Genomic DNA, 16,284 nt, shown 5'->3' with positions numbered 1-16,284 from the left:
GTAGGTGACGACCGCCCTTGGGCGAGCGGCCCTGGCAACTTCAGTTTTTCAGCCAGCCGGCTTCCTTGAACACCGGGGTGACGCGGGCGACGTCTTTTTCGATGTAGGCGGTTAACGGTTCGCCTTCAAGGAAAGTCGGTACCAGCGCGTTCTGTTTGACGTAGGCCTTGAACTCATCGGTCTGCGTGATCTTGCGCATCAGCTCGACATAAAAGGCCCGTTGTTCGGCGCTGATATCGCCGGGCATGAACACGGTGCGCGGGAAGCGGTACTGATCGATGCCCAGGCCCTGTTCGTGACAGGTCGGAACGTCGGCCCAGGCTTTGTTCCCGGCGACTTTCTCGGTGTAGCTCATGCGCTCCCTGCTGAATACGCAGAGCGGTTCGACTTGATCACCGCGCCATTGGCTGATGCTTTCACTGGGGTTGTTGACGTTGGCCGCGATGTGTTTGCCGGCCAATTGAGTCGCGGCCTCGCTACCGCTTTTGAAAGGGATGTACACCAGTTTGCTGTTGTTGGTCTGGTTGAGCAGCAGGGTCAGGGTCTGGTCGACATCCTTGGACTGGCTGCCCCCCATGCGCAGCTTTGCCGGGTCGGTCTTGGCTGCTTCGTAGAAACTTTTCGCGTCTTTCCATGGCGCGTCCTTATAGCTCCAGAGGATAAAGTCATCCTCGGCCACGGCGGCAATCGGGGTCAGTTCCTGCCATTGGTAGCCGAGCTTGGAAACCAGCGGCAGCAGGTAGACGTTATTGGTGGCGATCACCAGTTTCTCTGCATCGCCCTTGTTCATCTTCATGTCGAGGAAAGCCTCGGCACCGTTGCCGCCACCCTTGTTGAGGACGATGGTGTTGACGTCGAGCAGCTTGTGGGTGGTGATGATCGACTGGATCAGCCGGCCGAGCTGGTCGGTTCCGCCACCCGGGCCGCCGGCGACGACGATTTCGACGTTCTTGTCCGGTTGCCAGGCGGCGTGAGCGAGGTCGGGAAGGGTGCCGGCGGCAATCAGGGCGCCGCCTAGAAGAAGACGCGATGTGCGACGGACGAATGCATTTCGCATGATGGGCCTCGTTTTTGTCGTTGTTATGAGTGACTTGTCTGCGCGATGAAGCCGCAAGCCTGGCCTGAGTGTGGAAAGGTGCCGGCGCCGCGTCTAGTCAAAACAATACATACACCGATAGCCTGGGGTTATAGCTAGTGATAAGGAGCGGTGGCGATCGTCCAGAGAGTCGAGCGCTGGGGCTTTTTTTGAAACAAGTAGAAATAGAACGCGAGCACGCTATGCCATAACTCGAAGCTATCACCTGATTTCAAGTTTTGATTAGACGGTTATCGCCAAGCCTCCGATAGTGCTCGGCAACGTCTTCAGGCCGACGGCATTTTTTACAACAATAACAAACGGGGTACACGCCGTGGCTCAGGACGAGAGCTTTGCGTCATGACCGGGCGTGGCGTGGACCCTTGAGGAGTGAAACATGAAAAAAACCACTATCGCCATGGTCCTGGGTGACCCGGCGGGCATTGGCCCGGAATTGATTGCACGCTTGCTCGCCGAGCCCGAGGTACGAAGCAAGGCCAACGTCATCCTGATCGCCGACGAAGCGGAAATGCGTCGCGGCATGCGCATCGCCGGCAGCGAGTTTCCCTATCGTCGGGTGGAGACGCTGGACGGATTGGAATTTGTCGATGACACACCATTGTTCCATGACTTTCGCGGCGATACGGTCGGTGAGTTCCCCCGTAGCGAGGCCAGTGTGATTGGCGGTCGCTACAGCCTCGACACCCTGGAAAAAGCCCTGCGCCTGACCGAAGCCGGGACCACCGACGCGATCCTGTTCGGTCCGCTGAACAAGACCTCGCTGCACATGGCCGGTATGGCCCACAACGATGAACTGCACTGGTTTGCCGAGCTGTTGGGCTTCCACGGACCGTTCTGCGAATTCAACGTGCTCGACAATTTATGGACCTCACGCGTGACCTCCCACGTGGCCCTGTCCGAAGTGCCGGGCCTGCTCAGTGAGCAGCGGGTGGTGGAAGCGATTCAACTGATCGACACCGCCCTCAAGCGCAATGGCCTGGAGCAACCGCGAATCGGCGTTTGCGGCTTGAACCCGCACAACGGCGACAACGGTTCGTTCGGCCGCGAGGAGCTGGACATCATCGGCCCGGCCGTACGCTCGGCGCGGGCGCTGGGCATCGCGGCGCAAGGGCCGTATCCGGCAGACACGATCTTTCTCAAGGTCCAAGGCGATGCGAATGCCTTCGACGCTGTCGTGACCATGTATCACGACCAGGGCCAGATCGCGATCAAGTTGATGGGCTTTTCCCGTGGCGTGACGGTGCAGGGCGGCTTGCCGATCCCGATCACCACCCCGGCCCATGGCACCGCTTTCGATATCGCGGGGCAGGGCAAGGCCAACGTCGGCGCTACGCGCCAGGCCTTCGAAATCGCTTGCCGAATGGGTGCCAACAGCTACTGATCCGATCATTTTCCGCGGGAGCTGGCTTGCCAGCGATGACGGCCTGACAGACACCTTGAAGTGACTGTCGGGCCGCGATCGCTGGCGATTCCGCTCCTGCGGTTGCATGTAATGTCCGATAACCCGTTCCACCCGATAAGTCCTTTTTCCTATCACTCCAGGTTATCGCCGGATACGCATAAGTGATTATCCGCAGTCCTTGGACGCTGGCTAAAGTCGCCCCATCGGATGCCGGAGCCTTTCCCTGAAAAGGCTCTGTGCACACGACCGACAATGACAAGAAGCACAGCCCAAGGAACTGTATTTCATGAAAATCAAAGCGATCCGTACCCGTGTTTTCGAGTGGAAGGGCAAAGTCGTCCCGCCCCAGGCGCACTTCTGTACCAACGCCAGCGACATCCTGTTCGAGCGCGGCGACGCGATGGGCTCTTTCCGTTTCCACGGCTGGCTGGTGGTGGAAGTCGAGACCGACAATGGCCTCGTCGGTATCGGCAACTGCGCCCTGGCACCGCGTGTGGCCAAGGAAATCATCGACACCTACCTGGCACCGATCGCCATCGGCGAAGACCCTTTCGACAACGAATACATCTGGCAGAAAATGTACCGCCAGAGCCACGCCTGGGGCCGAAAAGGCATTGGCATGGCGGCGATCTCGGCGATCGACATCGCAATCTGGGACATCATGGGCAAAGCCGTCAACAAGCCGGTCTTCAAATTGCTCGGCGGTCGCACCAAGGAAAAAATCTGGACTTACGCTTCCAAGCTCTACGCCAACGACAACCTCGATCTGTTTCTTGAAGAGGCCCAGGGCTATCTCAACCAGGGTTTCACCGCGCTGAAAATGCGCTTTGGCTACGGCCCGAAAGACGGCCCGGCAGGGATGCGCCGCAACATCGAACAAGTGCGTGCCCTGCGAGAACTGGCCGGCCCAGATGTCGACATCATGCTCGAATGCTACATGGGCTGGACCCTGGAATACGCCAGGCGCATGTTGCCGAAACTGGCCGAGTTCGAACCGCGCTGGCTGGAAGAGCCGGTGATTGCCGACGACATCGAAGGCTACGTCGAGCTGAAGAAGATGGGCATCATGCCGATCTCCGGCGGCGAGCATGAGTTCACCTCCTACGGCTTCAAAGACCTGTTGGAACGCCGCGCCGTCGACGTCATCCAGTACGACACCAACCGCGTCGGCGGCATCACCGCCGCGCGCAAGATCAACGCCATGGCCGAAGCCTGGTCGGTGCCGGTCATTCCTCATGCCGGGCAGATGCACAACTACCACTTGACGATGTCCACCACCGCCTCGCCGATGGCCGAGTTCTTCCCGGTGTTCGACGTCGAGGTCGGCAACGAACTTTTCTACTACGTGTTCAAGGGCGAGCCGCAACCGGTCAACGGTTACATCCAGCTCGACGACAACACCCCGGGCCTTGGCCTGGAAATCTCCGATGAATACCTGAGCGACTTCAACATCATCGAGTGACCTGGACGCGCCGTACATGAGCGTAATGCTGTTCACGTAAGGAAAGATGATGGACCTGTGGCGAGGGAGCTTGCTCCCGCTGGGCCGGGCTGGCGCTCCAGCGCGAAGCGGCCCCATACCTACCGAATGCGGAGCGTCAGGCACATCGCGCCCGCCGGCCTACGACTGCTTCGCAGCCGAGCGGGAGCAAGCTCCCTCGCCACGGGTTGGTCGATTGCCTTGAGTGAACAGTGTCATGTACATGAGCGGCGCCTACCCTGACTATCTGGAGGCCACCATGCGCCTGATCCAATTCGAAAACGCCGCCGGGGAGCGCCAGGTTGGCCTCGTCGACGGGGCACATGTTCAAGTGCTCCGAGGTACCCGCAATACCCGTGAACTGGCACTCGCAGCGATCCGCGGACATCGCAGCCTGCGAGAAGAAGTCGCTTCGCGCGGCACCGAGCCGGGCCCGGATTACGCAGAGCTGTTGCACCAAGGCAAAGTCCTGCCGCCGCTGGATCATGAAGACCCGGCCCATTGCCTGATCAGTGGCACCGGCCTGACGCATCTGGGCAGCGCCTCGGCGCGGGACAAGATGCACCAGCATGACGGTGCAATCGAAGCCGGCATGACCGACACCATGCGCATTTTCAAATGGGGAATCGAGGGCGGCAAGCCAGCGCCGGGACAGGTCGGTGCGCAACCGGAATGGTTCTACAAAGGTGATGGCAGCATCGTCGTGCGCCCCGGCGCGGACTTCCCGGTGCCTCCGTTTGCCGAAGATGCCGGCGAAGAGCCCGAGCTGACCGGCCTCTATGTGATTGGCGACGATGGCCTGCCGTATCGCATCGGTTATGCCTTGGGCAATGAGTTCTCCGACCATGTCATGGAGCGGCGCAATTACTTGTACCTCGCTCACTCGAAACTGCGCAGTTGCTCCTACGGGCCGGAACTGCGCGTCGGTGAGTTGCCCAAGCATCTGGTCGGCACCAGCCGCATCGAGCGCAATGGCGAAGCAATCTGGGAGAAACAGTTTCTCAGCGGCGAGGACAACATGTGCCACAGCCTGGCCAACCTCGAGTTCCACCACTTCAAATACGCGCAGTTTCTGCGGCCAGGTGATGTGCATGTGCATTACTTCGGCACCGCTACCCTGTCGTTCGCCGACGGCGTGAAGACACAGCCGGGGGATCGCTTTCGGATCAGCCTTGATGAGTTCGGTGCGCCATTGGTCAACGGCATCGGTGAGAGTGCTCAGCCACTGCCCATCGGCCAGGTGCGTGCGCTCTAAGTCTTCAACAGGAAATGCCTCATGACATTGGACCATGGACACAACTACATCGGTGGCCGCCGCAGCGCCAACGGCACCCTGCAACTGCAAAGCTTCGATGCGAGCACCGGCGAGCCTTTGCCCGGCACTTTCTTTCAGGCATCCGAAGCCGAAGTGGATGCCGCCGCCAAGGCTGCCGCTGCGGCTTATCCGGATTACCGCAATTTGAGCGGGGAAAAGCGCGCTTCGTTTCTCGATGCAATCGCCGATGAAATCGACGCACTGGGCGATGACTTCGTCGCCACCGTGTGCCGCGAAACCGCATTGCCTGCCGGGCGTATTCAAGGGGAGCGCGGTCGCACCAGCAGCCAGCTGCGTCTGTTTGCCAAGGTGCTCCGTCGCGGCGACTTCTACGGCGCGCGCATTGACCGTGCCTTGCCCGATCGCCAGCCGGTGCCGCGTCCGGATTTGCGTCAATACCGCATCGCCCTGGGGCCGGTGGCGGTGTTCGGTGCCAGCAACTTTCCTCTCGCATTTTCCACGGCTGGCGGTGATACCGCTTCGGCGCTGGCAGCGGGTTGTCCGGTGGTATTCAAGGCTCATAGCGGCCACATGGCGACTGCCGAGTGGGTGGCGGACGCGATCATTCGTGCCGCCGAACGTACAGAAATGCCGGCCGGTGTGTTCAACATGATTTATGGCGGGGGTGTCGGTGAATGGCTGGTCAAGCATCCGGCCATTCAGGCGGTGGGCTTCACCGGTTCGCTGAAGGGAGGCAACGCCTTGAGCCATATGGCCGCCACCCGGCCGCAGCCGATTCCGGTGTTCGCGGAAATGTCGAGCATCAATCCGGTGTTCCTGCTGCCCGAAGCGTTGGCGGTACGCGGCGAGCAGATCGCGGCGCAGTTGGCCGGTTCGGTGACGTTGGGATGCGGTCAGTTCTGTACGAATCCGGGCCTGGTCATTGGCCTGCGCTCGCCGCAGTTCAGCCTGTTTCTGGAAAGCTTCTGCGCGAGCATGAACCAGCAACCGCCGCAAACCATGCTCAACTTGGGCACCCTGGCCAGTTACGGTCGCGGTCTCGGTGAACTGCACGAACATCCGGGCCTGACGCACCTGGCGGGCAAACCGCAACAGGGCAACCAGGCGCAGCCGCAAGTGTTCAAGGCCGACGTCAGCCTGTTGCTCAAGGGTGATGCATTGCTTCAGGAGGAGGTGTTCGGACCGACTACCATCGTCGTCGAAGTCGAGGATCGGAAACAGTTGGCGGTGGCGTTGCACGGCCTGCGCGGACAATTGACGGCGACGTTGATCGGCGAGGCTGACGAATTGCTGGAGTACCGTTGGCTGACAGAAGTACTGCAAGAAAAAGTCGGGCGGATCCTGCTCAACGGCTATCCGACCGGGGTCGAGGTGTGCGAGGCGATGGTGCACGGCGGACCGTATCCGGCGACATCCGATTCACGGGGAACGTCAGTGGGCACTTTGGCCATCGATCGCTTCCTGCGACCGGTGTGCTTCCAGAATTATCCGGATGCGTTGTTGCCCCCGGCATTGCAGAACGGCAATCCGCTAGGGATTCGGCGGTTGGTGGACGGGGAGGTGACTGATCGAGCGTTGTAAGCGGTCGTATCGGCGCGGTCCTTGAGTCTGAAGTTTTTTTCACATCGCTTTCACTGCCTGCCCACGTCCGCTTCTCTACTGTCGCGCCATCAACCATTACCTCAAGGGCCACACCAGCATGTACTGCCCGGTGGAAATGCGCAGGCTGCTCCATGAATCGCAGGCAAAAAAAAGCCCGCGGGAGAGCGGGCTAAAACCTTAGTTTCTTGAATGAGCGAGGGGACTGTAACGGATCCTGCAGGGGCGTGGGGTGAAGAAAAGTTCATGCGATGCGGCTTTATTTGGCTCCCAACGTTGGGAGTGATTTCCTGATTGGCCTACTGATGCCTGCATACGGTTTTGCCGTCGCACATGTGGCTGGAGGATGCCGCTACTGATGAAACCGTCAGTAAGCGCCTGCGCTAATAAGCATGTGAAAGAACCGGGCGGCCCCAAAGGCCCCCCGATTCTCAATTATTCGGCAGCCTGAGCCAGCAGTCGATCAGCAGGGTAGCGGGGGCGCAGTCGACGCCGGTGATGGGCATGTATCGATTCATTGGTAGTACCTCAGTTGAAAGGAGCTACCTCGCTATCGAGTCGCCAAACCCGAGTCGCCATGCGGCGACGGGGAACTACGTATGACGCGCTGATAGGAATAGGCAATCCCCCAAGGCAAACCGGCATAGGTGGGGCATTTCTCCATCGTTACCATGGCCTCCCGCTTATTCATTGGAGTTCGCCATGCATGACAGAAAAACACTTTTCATCACCGGCGTGAGCAGCGGCTTGGGTAACGCCCTGGCGCAAGAAGCGCTTGCTGCGGGCCACCGAGTCATCGGCACGGTGCGTAGTGAGGAGGCGCTGCTGGCCTTCGAGTCGCTTTCCACGGACCGTGCCCATGGCGTCATCCTGGACGTCACCGAGTTCGACCGGATCGACAGCGTCGTGGCGGCGATGGAAGCCGCCCACGGCCCGGTCGATGTGCTGGTCAACAATGCCGGCTATGGCCACGAAGGCATCTTCGAAGAGTCGCCACTGGAGGAAATGCGTCGTCAATTCGACGTCAACGTGTTTGGCGCGGTTGCGGTGACCAAGGCCTTCGTGCCGTATTTTCGCCAGCGCCGTACCGGCCATATCCTCAATATCACCTCCATGGGCGGCACGATTACCATGCCGGGCATCTCCTATTACTGCGCAAGCAAGTTTGCCCTCGAGGGCCTCTCCGATACGCTGAGCAAGGAGCTGCTACCGTTCAACATCTTCGTTACGGCGGTTGCGCCGGGTTCGTTTCGCACTGACTGGGCGGGTCGCTCGATGCAGCGCACGCCAAGGAGCATTGCCGACTACGACGCCAGTTTCGACCCGATACGCAAGGCGCGTGAAGAAAAAAGCGGCAAGCAACTGGGCGATCCCCGCAAAGCGGCGCAAGCGATATTGCAGGTCATTGCCAGCCCGACGCCGCCCACACACTTGCTGTTGGGCAGTGACGCACTGAAACTGGTGCGTGAAAAGCTGAGCCGGGCGGCCAGTGAGATTGACCGATGGGAAGCCCTGACCCGTTCGACCGACAGTTGAACGGCCAGCAACGAGGACCTCAATGATTCCGGCCGATTCCCGCACCGCGCGCATGGTGCAGTTGATGGAACAGCTGGCGCCGGTCGAGGGCTACAACCTCTGCGCGCTGGACGACATCCGCTTCCTGCGCTCGAACCGACCACTGACGCGCACACCGGTTTTGTATGAACCAGGCATCGTCATCCTCTGCCAAGGGCGCAAGCGCGGTTATCTGGGCGACAATATCTATGTGTACGACGCCCAGCATTATCTGGTGGTGTCTGTCCCCGTCCCATTCACCATGGAGACTGACGCCAGCGCGTTGGAGCCCATGCTGGCGGTCTACATGCGCCTCGACTTGCGGTTGGCCAGCGAGCTGATGATGCAAGTCGATGAGATCCTCGGCCCCAGCGATGCCCTACCCAAGGGCATGTACGCCTCGCCCATGGATGATCTGCTGCGCGCCTCGACGCTGCGCTTCCTGGAGGCCATGAGCCGTCCGGGCGAGGCGCAAATATTGGGGCCGTCGTTGATACGGGAAATCTACTACCGAATCCTGACCGGCGAGCAGGGCGGCTCGATGCGCGCCGCGCTTAGCCGCCGGGGGCACTTCGGCAAAATCACCCGGGCGATACGCAAGATCCACAGTTGTTACCACGAGCATCTGGATGTCGAAACCCTGGCCCAGGAAGCCGGCATGAGCGTCCCCAACTTTCACCTGCATTTTCGCAACGTGACAGACTCATCACCCATGCAGTACCTGAAGTCGACACGCTTGCACCAGGCGCGATTGCTAATGCTGCGCCACACCCTGAGCGCCTCGGCAGCAGCGTTCAACGTCGGCTACGAAAGCGCCTCGCAATTCAGCCGCGAGTTCAAGCGGATGTTCGGCCGGACGCCGCAGGCTGAGGTGGAATGGATGAAGGCGACTTATGCGTTGCCGGAGGGGGTGGCGGTGTCGGGTTATGTTTCTTCGCATTAGGAGTGTCTCTGGCAGCACGAGCGTCTGTTCGCTCAGCGGGAATTAGCACCAGAAAGCCTGAGATACATTTGGAATACCAAAACGAGCGGAACTCAAAATTCGTCCACGGAAGCCAATAGCCCTGAAACCCTTGATTTCACTGGATTCCAGACACAAAAAAAGACGTCCGTGGACGTCTTTAGATGATGAAGTGGTGGAGCCGGGGGGATTTGAACCCCCGTCCGCCAGTACTCCGCTGTCGGTACTACATGCTTAGCCGTGTCTATTAAGTTAACCCTCAGCGACCCGACTGGCAGGGTGCTTTGGGCGAGTTGTGTAAGTTTTAGCCGCTTCGTCCACAACGTACTGCACGGCGATTCCGTTCTATATGACAATCACTTTGGGTTTACGGACATCCCCTGGTGATTGCTGGACCCGAAGGTACCAGAAGGGAAGGGCTAAGGCTGCTTACGCAGCGAGAGCGTATTCCCCGTAGGTTTCGTCATTGGCAACTATAGGAAGTTGCAACAGTGGATTTACGAGTTCTGTTACCAACTCGGCATGCACCTAAAGTTTCGCAACCGGCGTCGAATCCTAAACGGCCCCGAACCTGGCACTCTGTGAGTCTGTAGAGCGACAGGCCTGCGTAGTGTACGCCAAAACGCATCAGGGGCCAACCCGAAGGTTGGCCCACTGCATTCAGGAGTTTTTACCGTCTTTGTTGGTCTTCTGCATCTCTTGGATGGTCTGGGTGGTTTCAGAGATGCATTTCTTGGTGCCTTCCTCGGTTTTCGAGGCTTGATGGGCCTTCGCCTGCTGGAGGCTCGCCTCGATCTTGCTTTGCGAATCCGAGCCTTGGTACTGGGTCTTGGCATTCTCAATGGTTTTGATGTTGGTGTCGCAGAGACTGTCCGAATCGCCGGCGGCAAACGAGGGAGATGCCAGCATCGAGGCAGTGACAAACAGACCTAACAGCACAGAGCGTTTCATATGTCTCTCCTTGACCCAAGGGCCGCATTTGCTGGCCATCAGGACTACCAATTGAGGAAGCCCTGCGTTTGCAGGACCTGATCAATGGACTGCCGTCGTTCGTCAGGGTTCTATTTTTCTTCAGTTCGCCCTGGCCCGTGTCACTCGGTCGACCAGATAAACCAGTCCGTGGTAGTCAATCGCACCGTGTTGCGTAAGACCGATTTCACAGGTCCGGCTGGTGGAAATCCCTTCGCTGCAATGCTGTACCGCGTCCTTGAGCCTGCGTAACGAGTGGGCGTTCAATTCCGGCGTGGTGAAGCCTTTGTCGCCGGCAAAACCGCAACAATGGATGCCCTCCGGTATGACTACGTTTGTGCTGCACCTGCGCGCCAGGTCGATCAACGCCTGGCTTTCGCCAAGGTGTTGCGTGCTGCAGGTGACGTGCACCGCGATGGGAGCTTCCTGCGGTGTGAACTCGAGGCGATCCATCAGGTGCGTGCGAATGAAACGCACCGGATCGTAAAAATCCAGGCGTACCTCTGCGAGGTCCTGAACCAGGCGCAGGGTGCATGGGCTGGTGTCGCAGTAGATCGGGTCGAGCCCGCCGCGACTGGCATGCAACAGCGCGCCGATCAGTTCCTGGCGCTTGTGTTCGGCCTGTTCGGCGTAGCCTTTGGATGCAAAGGGCTGGCCGCAGCAAAGGCTGTCTACGTTTTCCGGAAAAACCACTTGGTAGCCGGCTTTTTCCAGCAGGCCTCGGGTCTTGTCGTGCAGCGACATCTGTTCCCTGTCCCCTGCCGCGGGGCCCATCACCCGCGAGACGCAGGCCGCCAGATAAACCACCCTGGGGCGTTCGTCCGACACGGCGGGACTGAACCGAATAGCCTTTTCTGGCTGCGGCATGGCGCTGGTCCACTGGGGCACTTGTCCTTTGGACAGCCGCGTCAGTCCAGCGGAAAAACGAGCTAGGCGCGGTGCTCCCAACATCATTCGCGCACCGTTGGCGACGTGCAGGGTAAAGCGCGCCCCTTGCAATGCCGTGGCGAAATTGCTGGCAAGCCAATCGGCGGTTTTCGTACGCGTCGCAGTACGGCTGCGGAGTTTTTTCACCAGTTCGCCGGTGTTTATTCCGACAGGGCAGCGTTGGGCGCAAAGCCCCGTGGCGGCACAGGTGTCAATGCCCTGGTATTGAAAGGCCGCTTCCAGCTCGGAGGTGTCGACGCCTGCGCGCTTTTTCGCCTGGATGTCCCGCCAGATGACGATGCGCTGACGTGGGCTCAAGGTCAGGTCCTTGGACGGACACACCGGCTCGCAGAAGCCGCACTCGATGCACTTGTCGACGATTTCATCGGCTGCCGGCAATGGCTTGAGGTGCTTGAGATGGATCTGCGGATCCTCGCTGAGCACCACGTCCGGGTTGAGGATGCCGTTGGGGTCGAGCAGGCGCTTGAGTTGCCACATCAACTGGTAGGCATCGCTGCCCCATTCCAGCTCGACGAACGGCGCCATATTGCGGCCAGTACCGTGTTCAGCTTTCAGCGAGCCGCCGAATTCCACGGCCACCAGTTGCGCGACGTCGTCCATGAACGCTTGGTAGCGTGCGACTTCTTCAGTGCTGTTGAAACCTTGGGTGAAGACGAAGTGCAAATTGCCTTCGAGCGCGTGCCCGAACAGGATCGCTTCGTCGTAGTGGTGTTTTTCGAACAACGCAATCAGGCGATTCACGCCGACTGCCAGTTGCTCCACAGGGAAGGTGACGTCTTCGATGATCACCGTGGTTCCGGTCTTGCGCACCGCGCCGACGGCGGGAAAGGTGTCTTTGCGGATGGCCCAGAGCCGGGCGTTTTCCCGTGGGTCTTCGGTAAAGTCGACCTGCTTTTCCACTGGGAAGCGGGCCAGGGAGGTCATGATCCGCGTCAGCTGCTCTTGCAGTAACGACGACGAAGCGGCGCGGGATTCAATCAGCAGGGCGCAGGCATTGGTCGACAGGTGCTGTACGAAATCCGGCATGCCCGGTTTGTCCTGCACTGAGCGCAAGCTGCGGCGGTCCAGCAGTTCCACGGCCGAGACTGGCTGGCTTTTCAGCACGGTGACGGCGTTGCAGCAAGTTTCCACATCTGGGAATACGATCAACGCCGAAGCCTTGTTCGGATGGTCGATGACGGTGTTGTAGGTCACGGCGCTGATGAAACCCAGAGTGCCTTCGGACCCCACCAGCAAGTGGCTCAAGATATCCACAGGCTCGTCGAAGTCCACCAGGGCGTTGAGCGACAGGCCAGTGGTATTTTTCAGACGGTATTTGTGGCGGATTCGGGCGGCCAAATCGGTGTTGGCGCGGGTTTCGCGACCCAGAGTGCCCAGGCGTTCCAATAGTTCGTTATGGCTCGCCCGAAATGCCGCCACGCTGGCAGGGTCTTCGGTGTCCAGGCGCGTGCCATCGGCGAGCACCAGGCGAATGCCGGCCAGGGTGTGATAAGTGTTTTGCGCCGTACCGCAGCACATGCCGCTGGCGTTGTTGGCAACGATGCCGCCGATTTTGCAGGCATTGATCGACGCCGGATCCGGGCCGATCTTGCGCCCGAACGGGGCCAGCCAGGCGTTGGCCTGGGCGCCGATCACGCCGGGCTGCAAGCGGATCTGCATGCCCTGCCCGCGGATCTCGCGTCCGTTCCAGTTATCCCCAAGCACAATCAGCACCGAGTCGCTGATGGCTTGCCCGGACAGACTGGTGCCGGCCGCACGGAATGTCACCGGAATCCGGTCGCGCTGGGCCAGTTGCAGCAGTGCGACTACTTCATCTTCGGTTTCGACGCGCACCACCAGTTTCGGAATCAGCCGATAGAAACTGGCGTCGGTGCCGAAGGCCAGCGTTGACAGCGGATCGTCAAAGCGTCTGTTTTGTGGGATCAGTTGTTGTACGTCGCGCAGAAAAGGGGCCGGAAGCGTCATTGGTCCTCCAGGATCAAGACCACCAGATCCTTCGGGCCGTGGGCGCCGTAGGCCAGGACCTGTTCGATGTCGGCGGTCTTCGACGGACCCGAAACCAGCAGGGCGTTGGTGGGCATGCCTTGGGCCCATCTGAATTCCTGTTGCACTTCATAAAAGTTGTCGCGGATCTCGCTGGCCTTGAGCAGGGCAAAATGTACCGGTGGTACCAGGCTCATCAGGCGTGGTTCTTCCCGAGTCGGCCAAAGAATCAGGCTGCCGGTCGCGGCGATGGCACCGAGGGTCCCGGTCAGGCTCGCGGGCGTGTCGTTGAACAGCTCGGCTTTCCATTCTTCAACCGGCCGGTCGTAGGCTTTAAGGGGCGGTAAGCCCGGATTGTTCGCCCAGAACTGTACGATCTTTTGCCCGTGAGGCGTTGCCGGGGCGATGAGCAGGCTCGGCAGTTGGCGGTCGCGCAGCAATTGCGCGAGCAACGCGGGCCAGCCTTCGCCGGATGTGAGATGGATTTCGGTGTGGACCGCTTCCATCAGCTTGCGCAGCTGCGGGATGCGTTCTTCGGCCGCGTAGCGGTAGGTCTGCGTCACCAGTTCGACGTCGAAGTTGTCGGCAACGGGCGTGGTGCCGGTCAGGCTTTTACGCAGCTTGGCGAGGATATTTTCCTTGGTGCTCATCAGCGGTCTCCCTGCGAATTCTGGTGGTCGCGGGCCAGGTCATGCAGCGATCGGGCGGCGGGTTTCGGGGCGCTGTGGTTTTGCGTCCAGGGGCCGACGTTTTGGGGCGTCAGGGCGCGAAGGCGTGTGGCGAAGAAGGCGAATAACCGGTACAGCCGCGGCGAGCTGTTGAGCCGCGCCCAGGCATTCCAGATGAAGCGTTCCTTGGCCGAGTATTTGCTGCCCTGGCCGCGCATCACCGGGCTGGGGCTGTCTGGTGCCTTGACGTTTTCTTCGCGCAGTCGTCGCAGCAGGGCCGGGATCGGGATCTTCACCGGGCACACCTCACCGCAAGCACCGCACAGCGACGACGCACTGGGGTGATCGGGCACCTTGGCCAGGCCGACCATGTGCGGCGTAATGATCTTTCCGATAGGCCCCGGGTAAACCTCGCCGTAGGCATGACCGCCGATTCGGGTATAGACCGGGCAATGATTCATGCACGCGCCGCAGCGGATGCAATTGAGGGTCTGGCGCAGTTCGCTATCGGCAAACGCCTGGCTGCGGCCATTGTCCAGCAAGACCAGATGGACTTCTTGCGGGCCGTCCAGTTCATCGACCTTGCGCGGGCCGGAGATCATATTGACGTAGGTGGTGATCGGCTGGCCCAGGGCCGAGCGGGTCAGCAGCGACAGCAGCGGCACGACGTCCCGCAGGTTTTCCACGACTTTTTCGATGCCCGTCACGGCAATATGCACGGGGGGCACGGTGGTGGACATCCGTCCGTTGCCTTCGTTTTCCACCAGCAGCAGCGTGCCGGTTTCGGCAACCGCGAAATTGACGCCGGAAACGCCGATGTCGGCTTCGAAGAATTTCTGCCGCAAGACTTTGCGACCGATTTGAATGAGTTGGTCAACGTCCTTGGTGTACTCCACGCCAAGTTTGTCGTGGAACAAGGACGCGACCTGACCGGCATTCTTATGGATCGCCGGCATAATGATGTGTGAAGGCTTCTCGTGGTCGAGCTGGACGATGTATTCCCCCATGTCGGATTCGAGACATTCAATGTCCCGCGCCTCGAGGAAGTGGTTCATCTCCATTTCTTCGCTGACCATCGATTTGCCCTTGATCACTTGCCGCGCCTCGTGAGCGCGGATGATCGAGAGGACGATGCCATTGGCTTCGTCCACCGTCTCCGCCCAGTGCACTGTCACACCGTTGCGGGTCAGGTTGGTTTCAAGTTGCTCGAGCAGGTCGGGCAGCTTGGAAAGCGCGCGGGCGCGGACAGCATTGCCCAGCACCCGAAGATGTTCTCTTTCGTGGGCATCGCTGAAAGACGCTGCCCGCTTGGTCATCAGTGAATCCATCGCAGTGCGAAAGTTGTTTCGCAGTTGCGTGTCGTCCAAAGCCTTGTGGGCTCGGGCGCGAAAATCGTCCTGCACCTCAACGGTCGGAATCAGCGTCGGCGTGCTCATGCGGCACCTCCGGTTCGCTGCCAGAGGAAGCTTGCCAGATGCTGGCCGCGTAATACCTCCTGCTGCTTTTCCAAGGCGCCGTTGATGTTCATCAGGCAACCGCAGTCGGCGCTGACCACCTGATGCGCGCCGGATTCCGTCAACGCCCGAGTCTTGTCGGCCACCATCGCGCCGGAAATATCCGGCATGCGCACGCTGAAGGTCCCACCAAAACCACAGCATTCACTTTCATGGCTGTGATCGACTCGTTCCACATTGCGCAGCTGTGCCAATAATGCACGACCATGCAGGTGGGTGTTCATTTCACGTCGTGCCGAGCAGGACGTATGCAGCGCAACCTTCGTCGGCGTGCCCCTGTCGTTCAACTGCACCTTGCAGACGAACAGCAGGAATTCGGCAAGCTCATAGGTCCTGGCTGCCAGGGCCTGGACCTGCTTTAGCGTTTCGGGCTCGTCCTTGAACAAGTCCGCGTAATGTTCGCGCAGCATGCCGGCGCAGGAGCCCGACGGCACGACCACCGGATAATCCCCGGCAAACAACGCCAGTTGCGCTCGCGCCACTGCCCGCGCCTGTTCCGTATAGCCCGACGTATAGGCCGGTTGCCCGCAACAGGTCTGGCCCTGCGGGTATTCAACCTCGATGCCTTCGCGTTCGAGCAGATGAATCGCATCCATCCCGGCTTCGGGATAGAACAGATCCACCACGCAGGTTCCGAACAGATAGACCCGTTGGGGTTTCTCGCGGGGATACTGGCGGGGCTCAGGCAATGGCGGTGCGACACGGGTCGCGTTCGGCACAGCGTTGTAAAAAAGCTCGCTCATCAGGCGTGTCTCCGGGTGGTCCCGGTTATCCGTCCGCTGAGGCTGCTGAATATAGAGAGGAAATCTTTCAGCAGCCTTGCAGACCCGGTTG

12 protein-coding genes and 1 other RNA gene are annotated in these 16,284 nt (G+C 60.0%); 6 read left to right on the top strand and 7 right to left on the bottom strand.

The window, feature by feature from the left end; all coding sequences use genetic code 11:
• Positions 1 to 40 precede the first annotated feature (40 nt).
• Positions 41 to 1,057, bottom strand: coding sequence for a Bug family tripartite tricarboxylate transporter substrate binding protein (locus HU806_RS15415; RefSeq protein ID WP_186612198.1), 1,017 nt, complete (start codon positions 1,055 to 1,057; stop codon positions 41 to 43).
• A gap of 415 nt (positions 1,058 to 1,472) precedes the next feature.
• Between HU806_RS15415 and HU806_RS15410 the strand changes: the two genes are divergently transcribed.
• The 6 genes from HU806_RS15410 to HU806_RS15385 all read left to right on the top strand — a co-directional run bounded on the left by HU806_RS15410 (position 1,473) and on the right by HU806_RS15385 (position 9,350).
• The gene (locus HU806_RS15410) at positions 1,473 to 2,477 is read left to right on the top strand and encodes a 4-hydroxythreonine-4-phosphate dehydrogenase PdxA (RefSeq protein WP_186612197.1); all 1,005 of its coding nucleotides are present in this window, start codon (positions 1,473 to 1,475) and stop codon (positions 2,475 to 2,477) included.
• Between the two features lie 307 nt (positions 2,478 to 2,784).
• Positions 2,785 to 3,960 carry an L-rhamnonate dehydratase gene (locus tag HU806_RS15405; protein WP_186612196.1) on the top strand — a complete coding sequence of 392 codons (1,176 nt, stop codon included), beginning with the start codon at positions 2,785 to 2,787 and terminating at the stop codon, positions 3,958 to 3,960.
• 277 nt (positions 3,961 to 4,237) lie between these two features.
• Complete coding sequence (gene araD1, locus HU806_RS15400; protein WP_186612195.1) at positions 4,238 to 5,233, top strand: AraD1 family protein; 996 nt, start codon at positions 4,238 to 4,240, stop codon at positions 5,231 to 5,233.
• A 21-nt stretch (positions 5,234 to 5,254) separates the two neighbouring features.
• Positions 5,255 to 6,835: an aldehyde dehydrogenase (NADP(+)) gene (locus HU806_RS15395; protein WP_186612194.1), complete on the top strand. Its 1,581-nt coding sequence runs from the start codon at positions 5,255 to 5,257 to the stop codon at positions 6,833 to 6,835.
• 720 nt (positions 6,836 to 7,555) lie between these two features.
• A complete protein-coding gene (locus HU806_RS15390; protein ID WP_186612193.1) occupies positions 7,556 to 8,389 on the top strand; it encodes an oxidoreductase in 834 nt (277 codons plus the stop codon).
• Between the two features lie 22 nt (positions 8,390 to 8,411).
• Entirely contained in the window at positions 8,412 to 9,350 is a 939-nt protein-coding gene (locus HU806_RS15385) for an AraC family transcriptional regulator (protein ID WP_186612192.1), read from the top strand.
• A gap of 191 nt (positions 9,351 to 9,541) precedes the next feature.
• Here HU806_RS15385 and ssrA read toward each other — a convergent pair.
• The 6 genes from ssrA to HU806_RS15355 form a co-directional block, all read right to left on the bottom strand.
• Positions 9,542 to 9,935: a transfer-messenger RNA gene (gene ssrA, locus HU806_RS15380) on the bottom strand.
• Positions 9,936 to 10,028: 93 nt separating this feature from the next.
• Positions 10,029 to 10,319, bottom strand: coding sequence for a PA2433 domain-containing protein (locus HU806_RS15375; RefSeq protein WP_186612191.1), 291 nt, complete (start codon positions 10,317 to 10,319; stop codon positions 10,029 to 10,031).
• A gap of 120 nt (positions 10,320 to 10,439) precedes the next feature.
• Positions 10,440 to 13,250 carry an FAD-binding and (Fe-S)-binding domain-containing protein gene (locus tag HU806_RS15370; RefSeq protein WP_186612190.1) on the bottom strand — a complete coding sequence of 937 codons (2,811 nt, stop codon included), beginning with the start codon at positions 13,248 to 13,250 and terminating at the stop codon, positions 10,440 to 10,442.
• Positions 13,247 to 13,918, bottom strand: a complete 672-nt coding sequence (locus HU806_RS15365; protein WP_186612189.1) for a LutC/YkgG family protein — start codon at positions 13,916 to 13,918, stop codon at positions 13,247 to 13,249. The genes HU806_RS15370 and HU806_RS15365 overlap by 4 nt, the downstream gene beginning before the upstream one ends.
• The gene (locus tag HU806_RS15360) at positions 13,918 to 15,372 is read right to left on the bottom strand and encodes a LutB/LldF family L-lactate oxidation iron-sulfur protein (protein ID WP_186612188.1); all 1,455 of its coding nucleotides are present in this window, start codon (positions 15,370 to 15,372) and stop codon (positions 13,918 to 13,920) included. Before HU806_RS15360 ends, HU806_RS15365 begins: the two co-directional genes overlap by 1 nt.
• Complete coding sequence (locus HU806_RS15355) at positions 15,369 to 16,193, bottom strand: (Fe-S)-binding protein (protein WP_186612187.1); 825 nt, start codon at positions 16,191 to 16,193, stop codon at positions 15,369 to 15,371. Before HU806_RS15355 ends, HU806_RS15360 begins: the two co-directional genes overlap by 4 nt.
• Positions 16,194 to 16,284 lie beyond the last annotated feature (91 nt).

The sequence above is a fragment of the Pseudomonas sp. SWRI154 genome (assembly GCF_014268645.1).
Taxonomy (GTDB): Bacteria; Pseudomonadota; Gammaproteobacteria; order Pseudomonadales; family Pseudomonadaceae; genus Aquipseudomonas; species Aquipseudomonas marvdashtae.
Note: the sequence above shows the minus strand (reverse complement) of the source record. Positions and strands in the feature narration are given on the sequence as shown.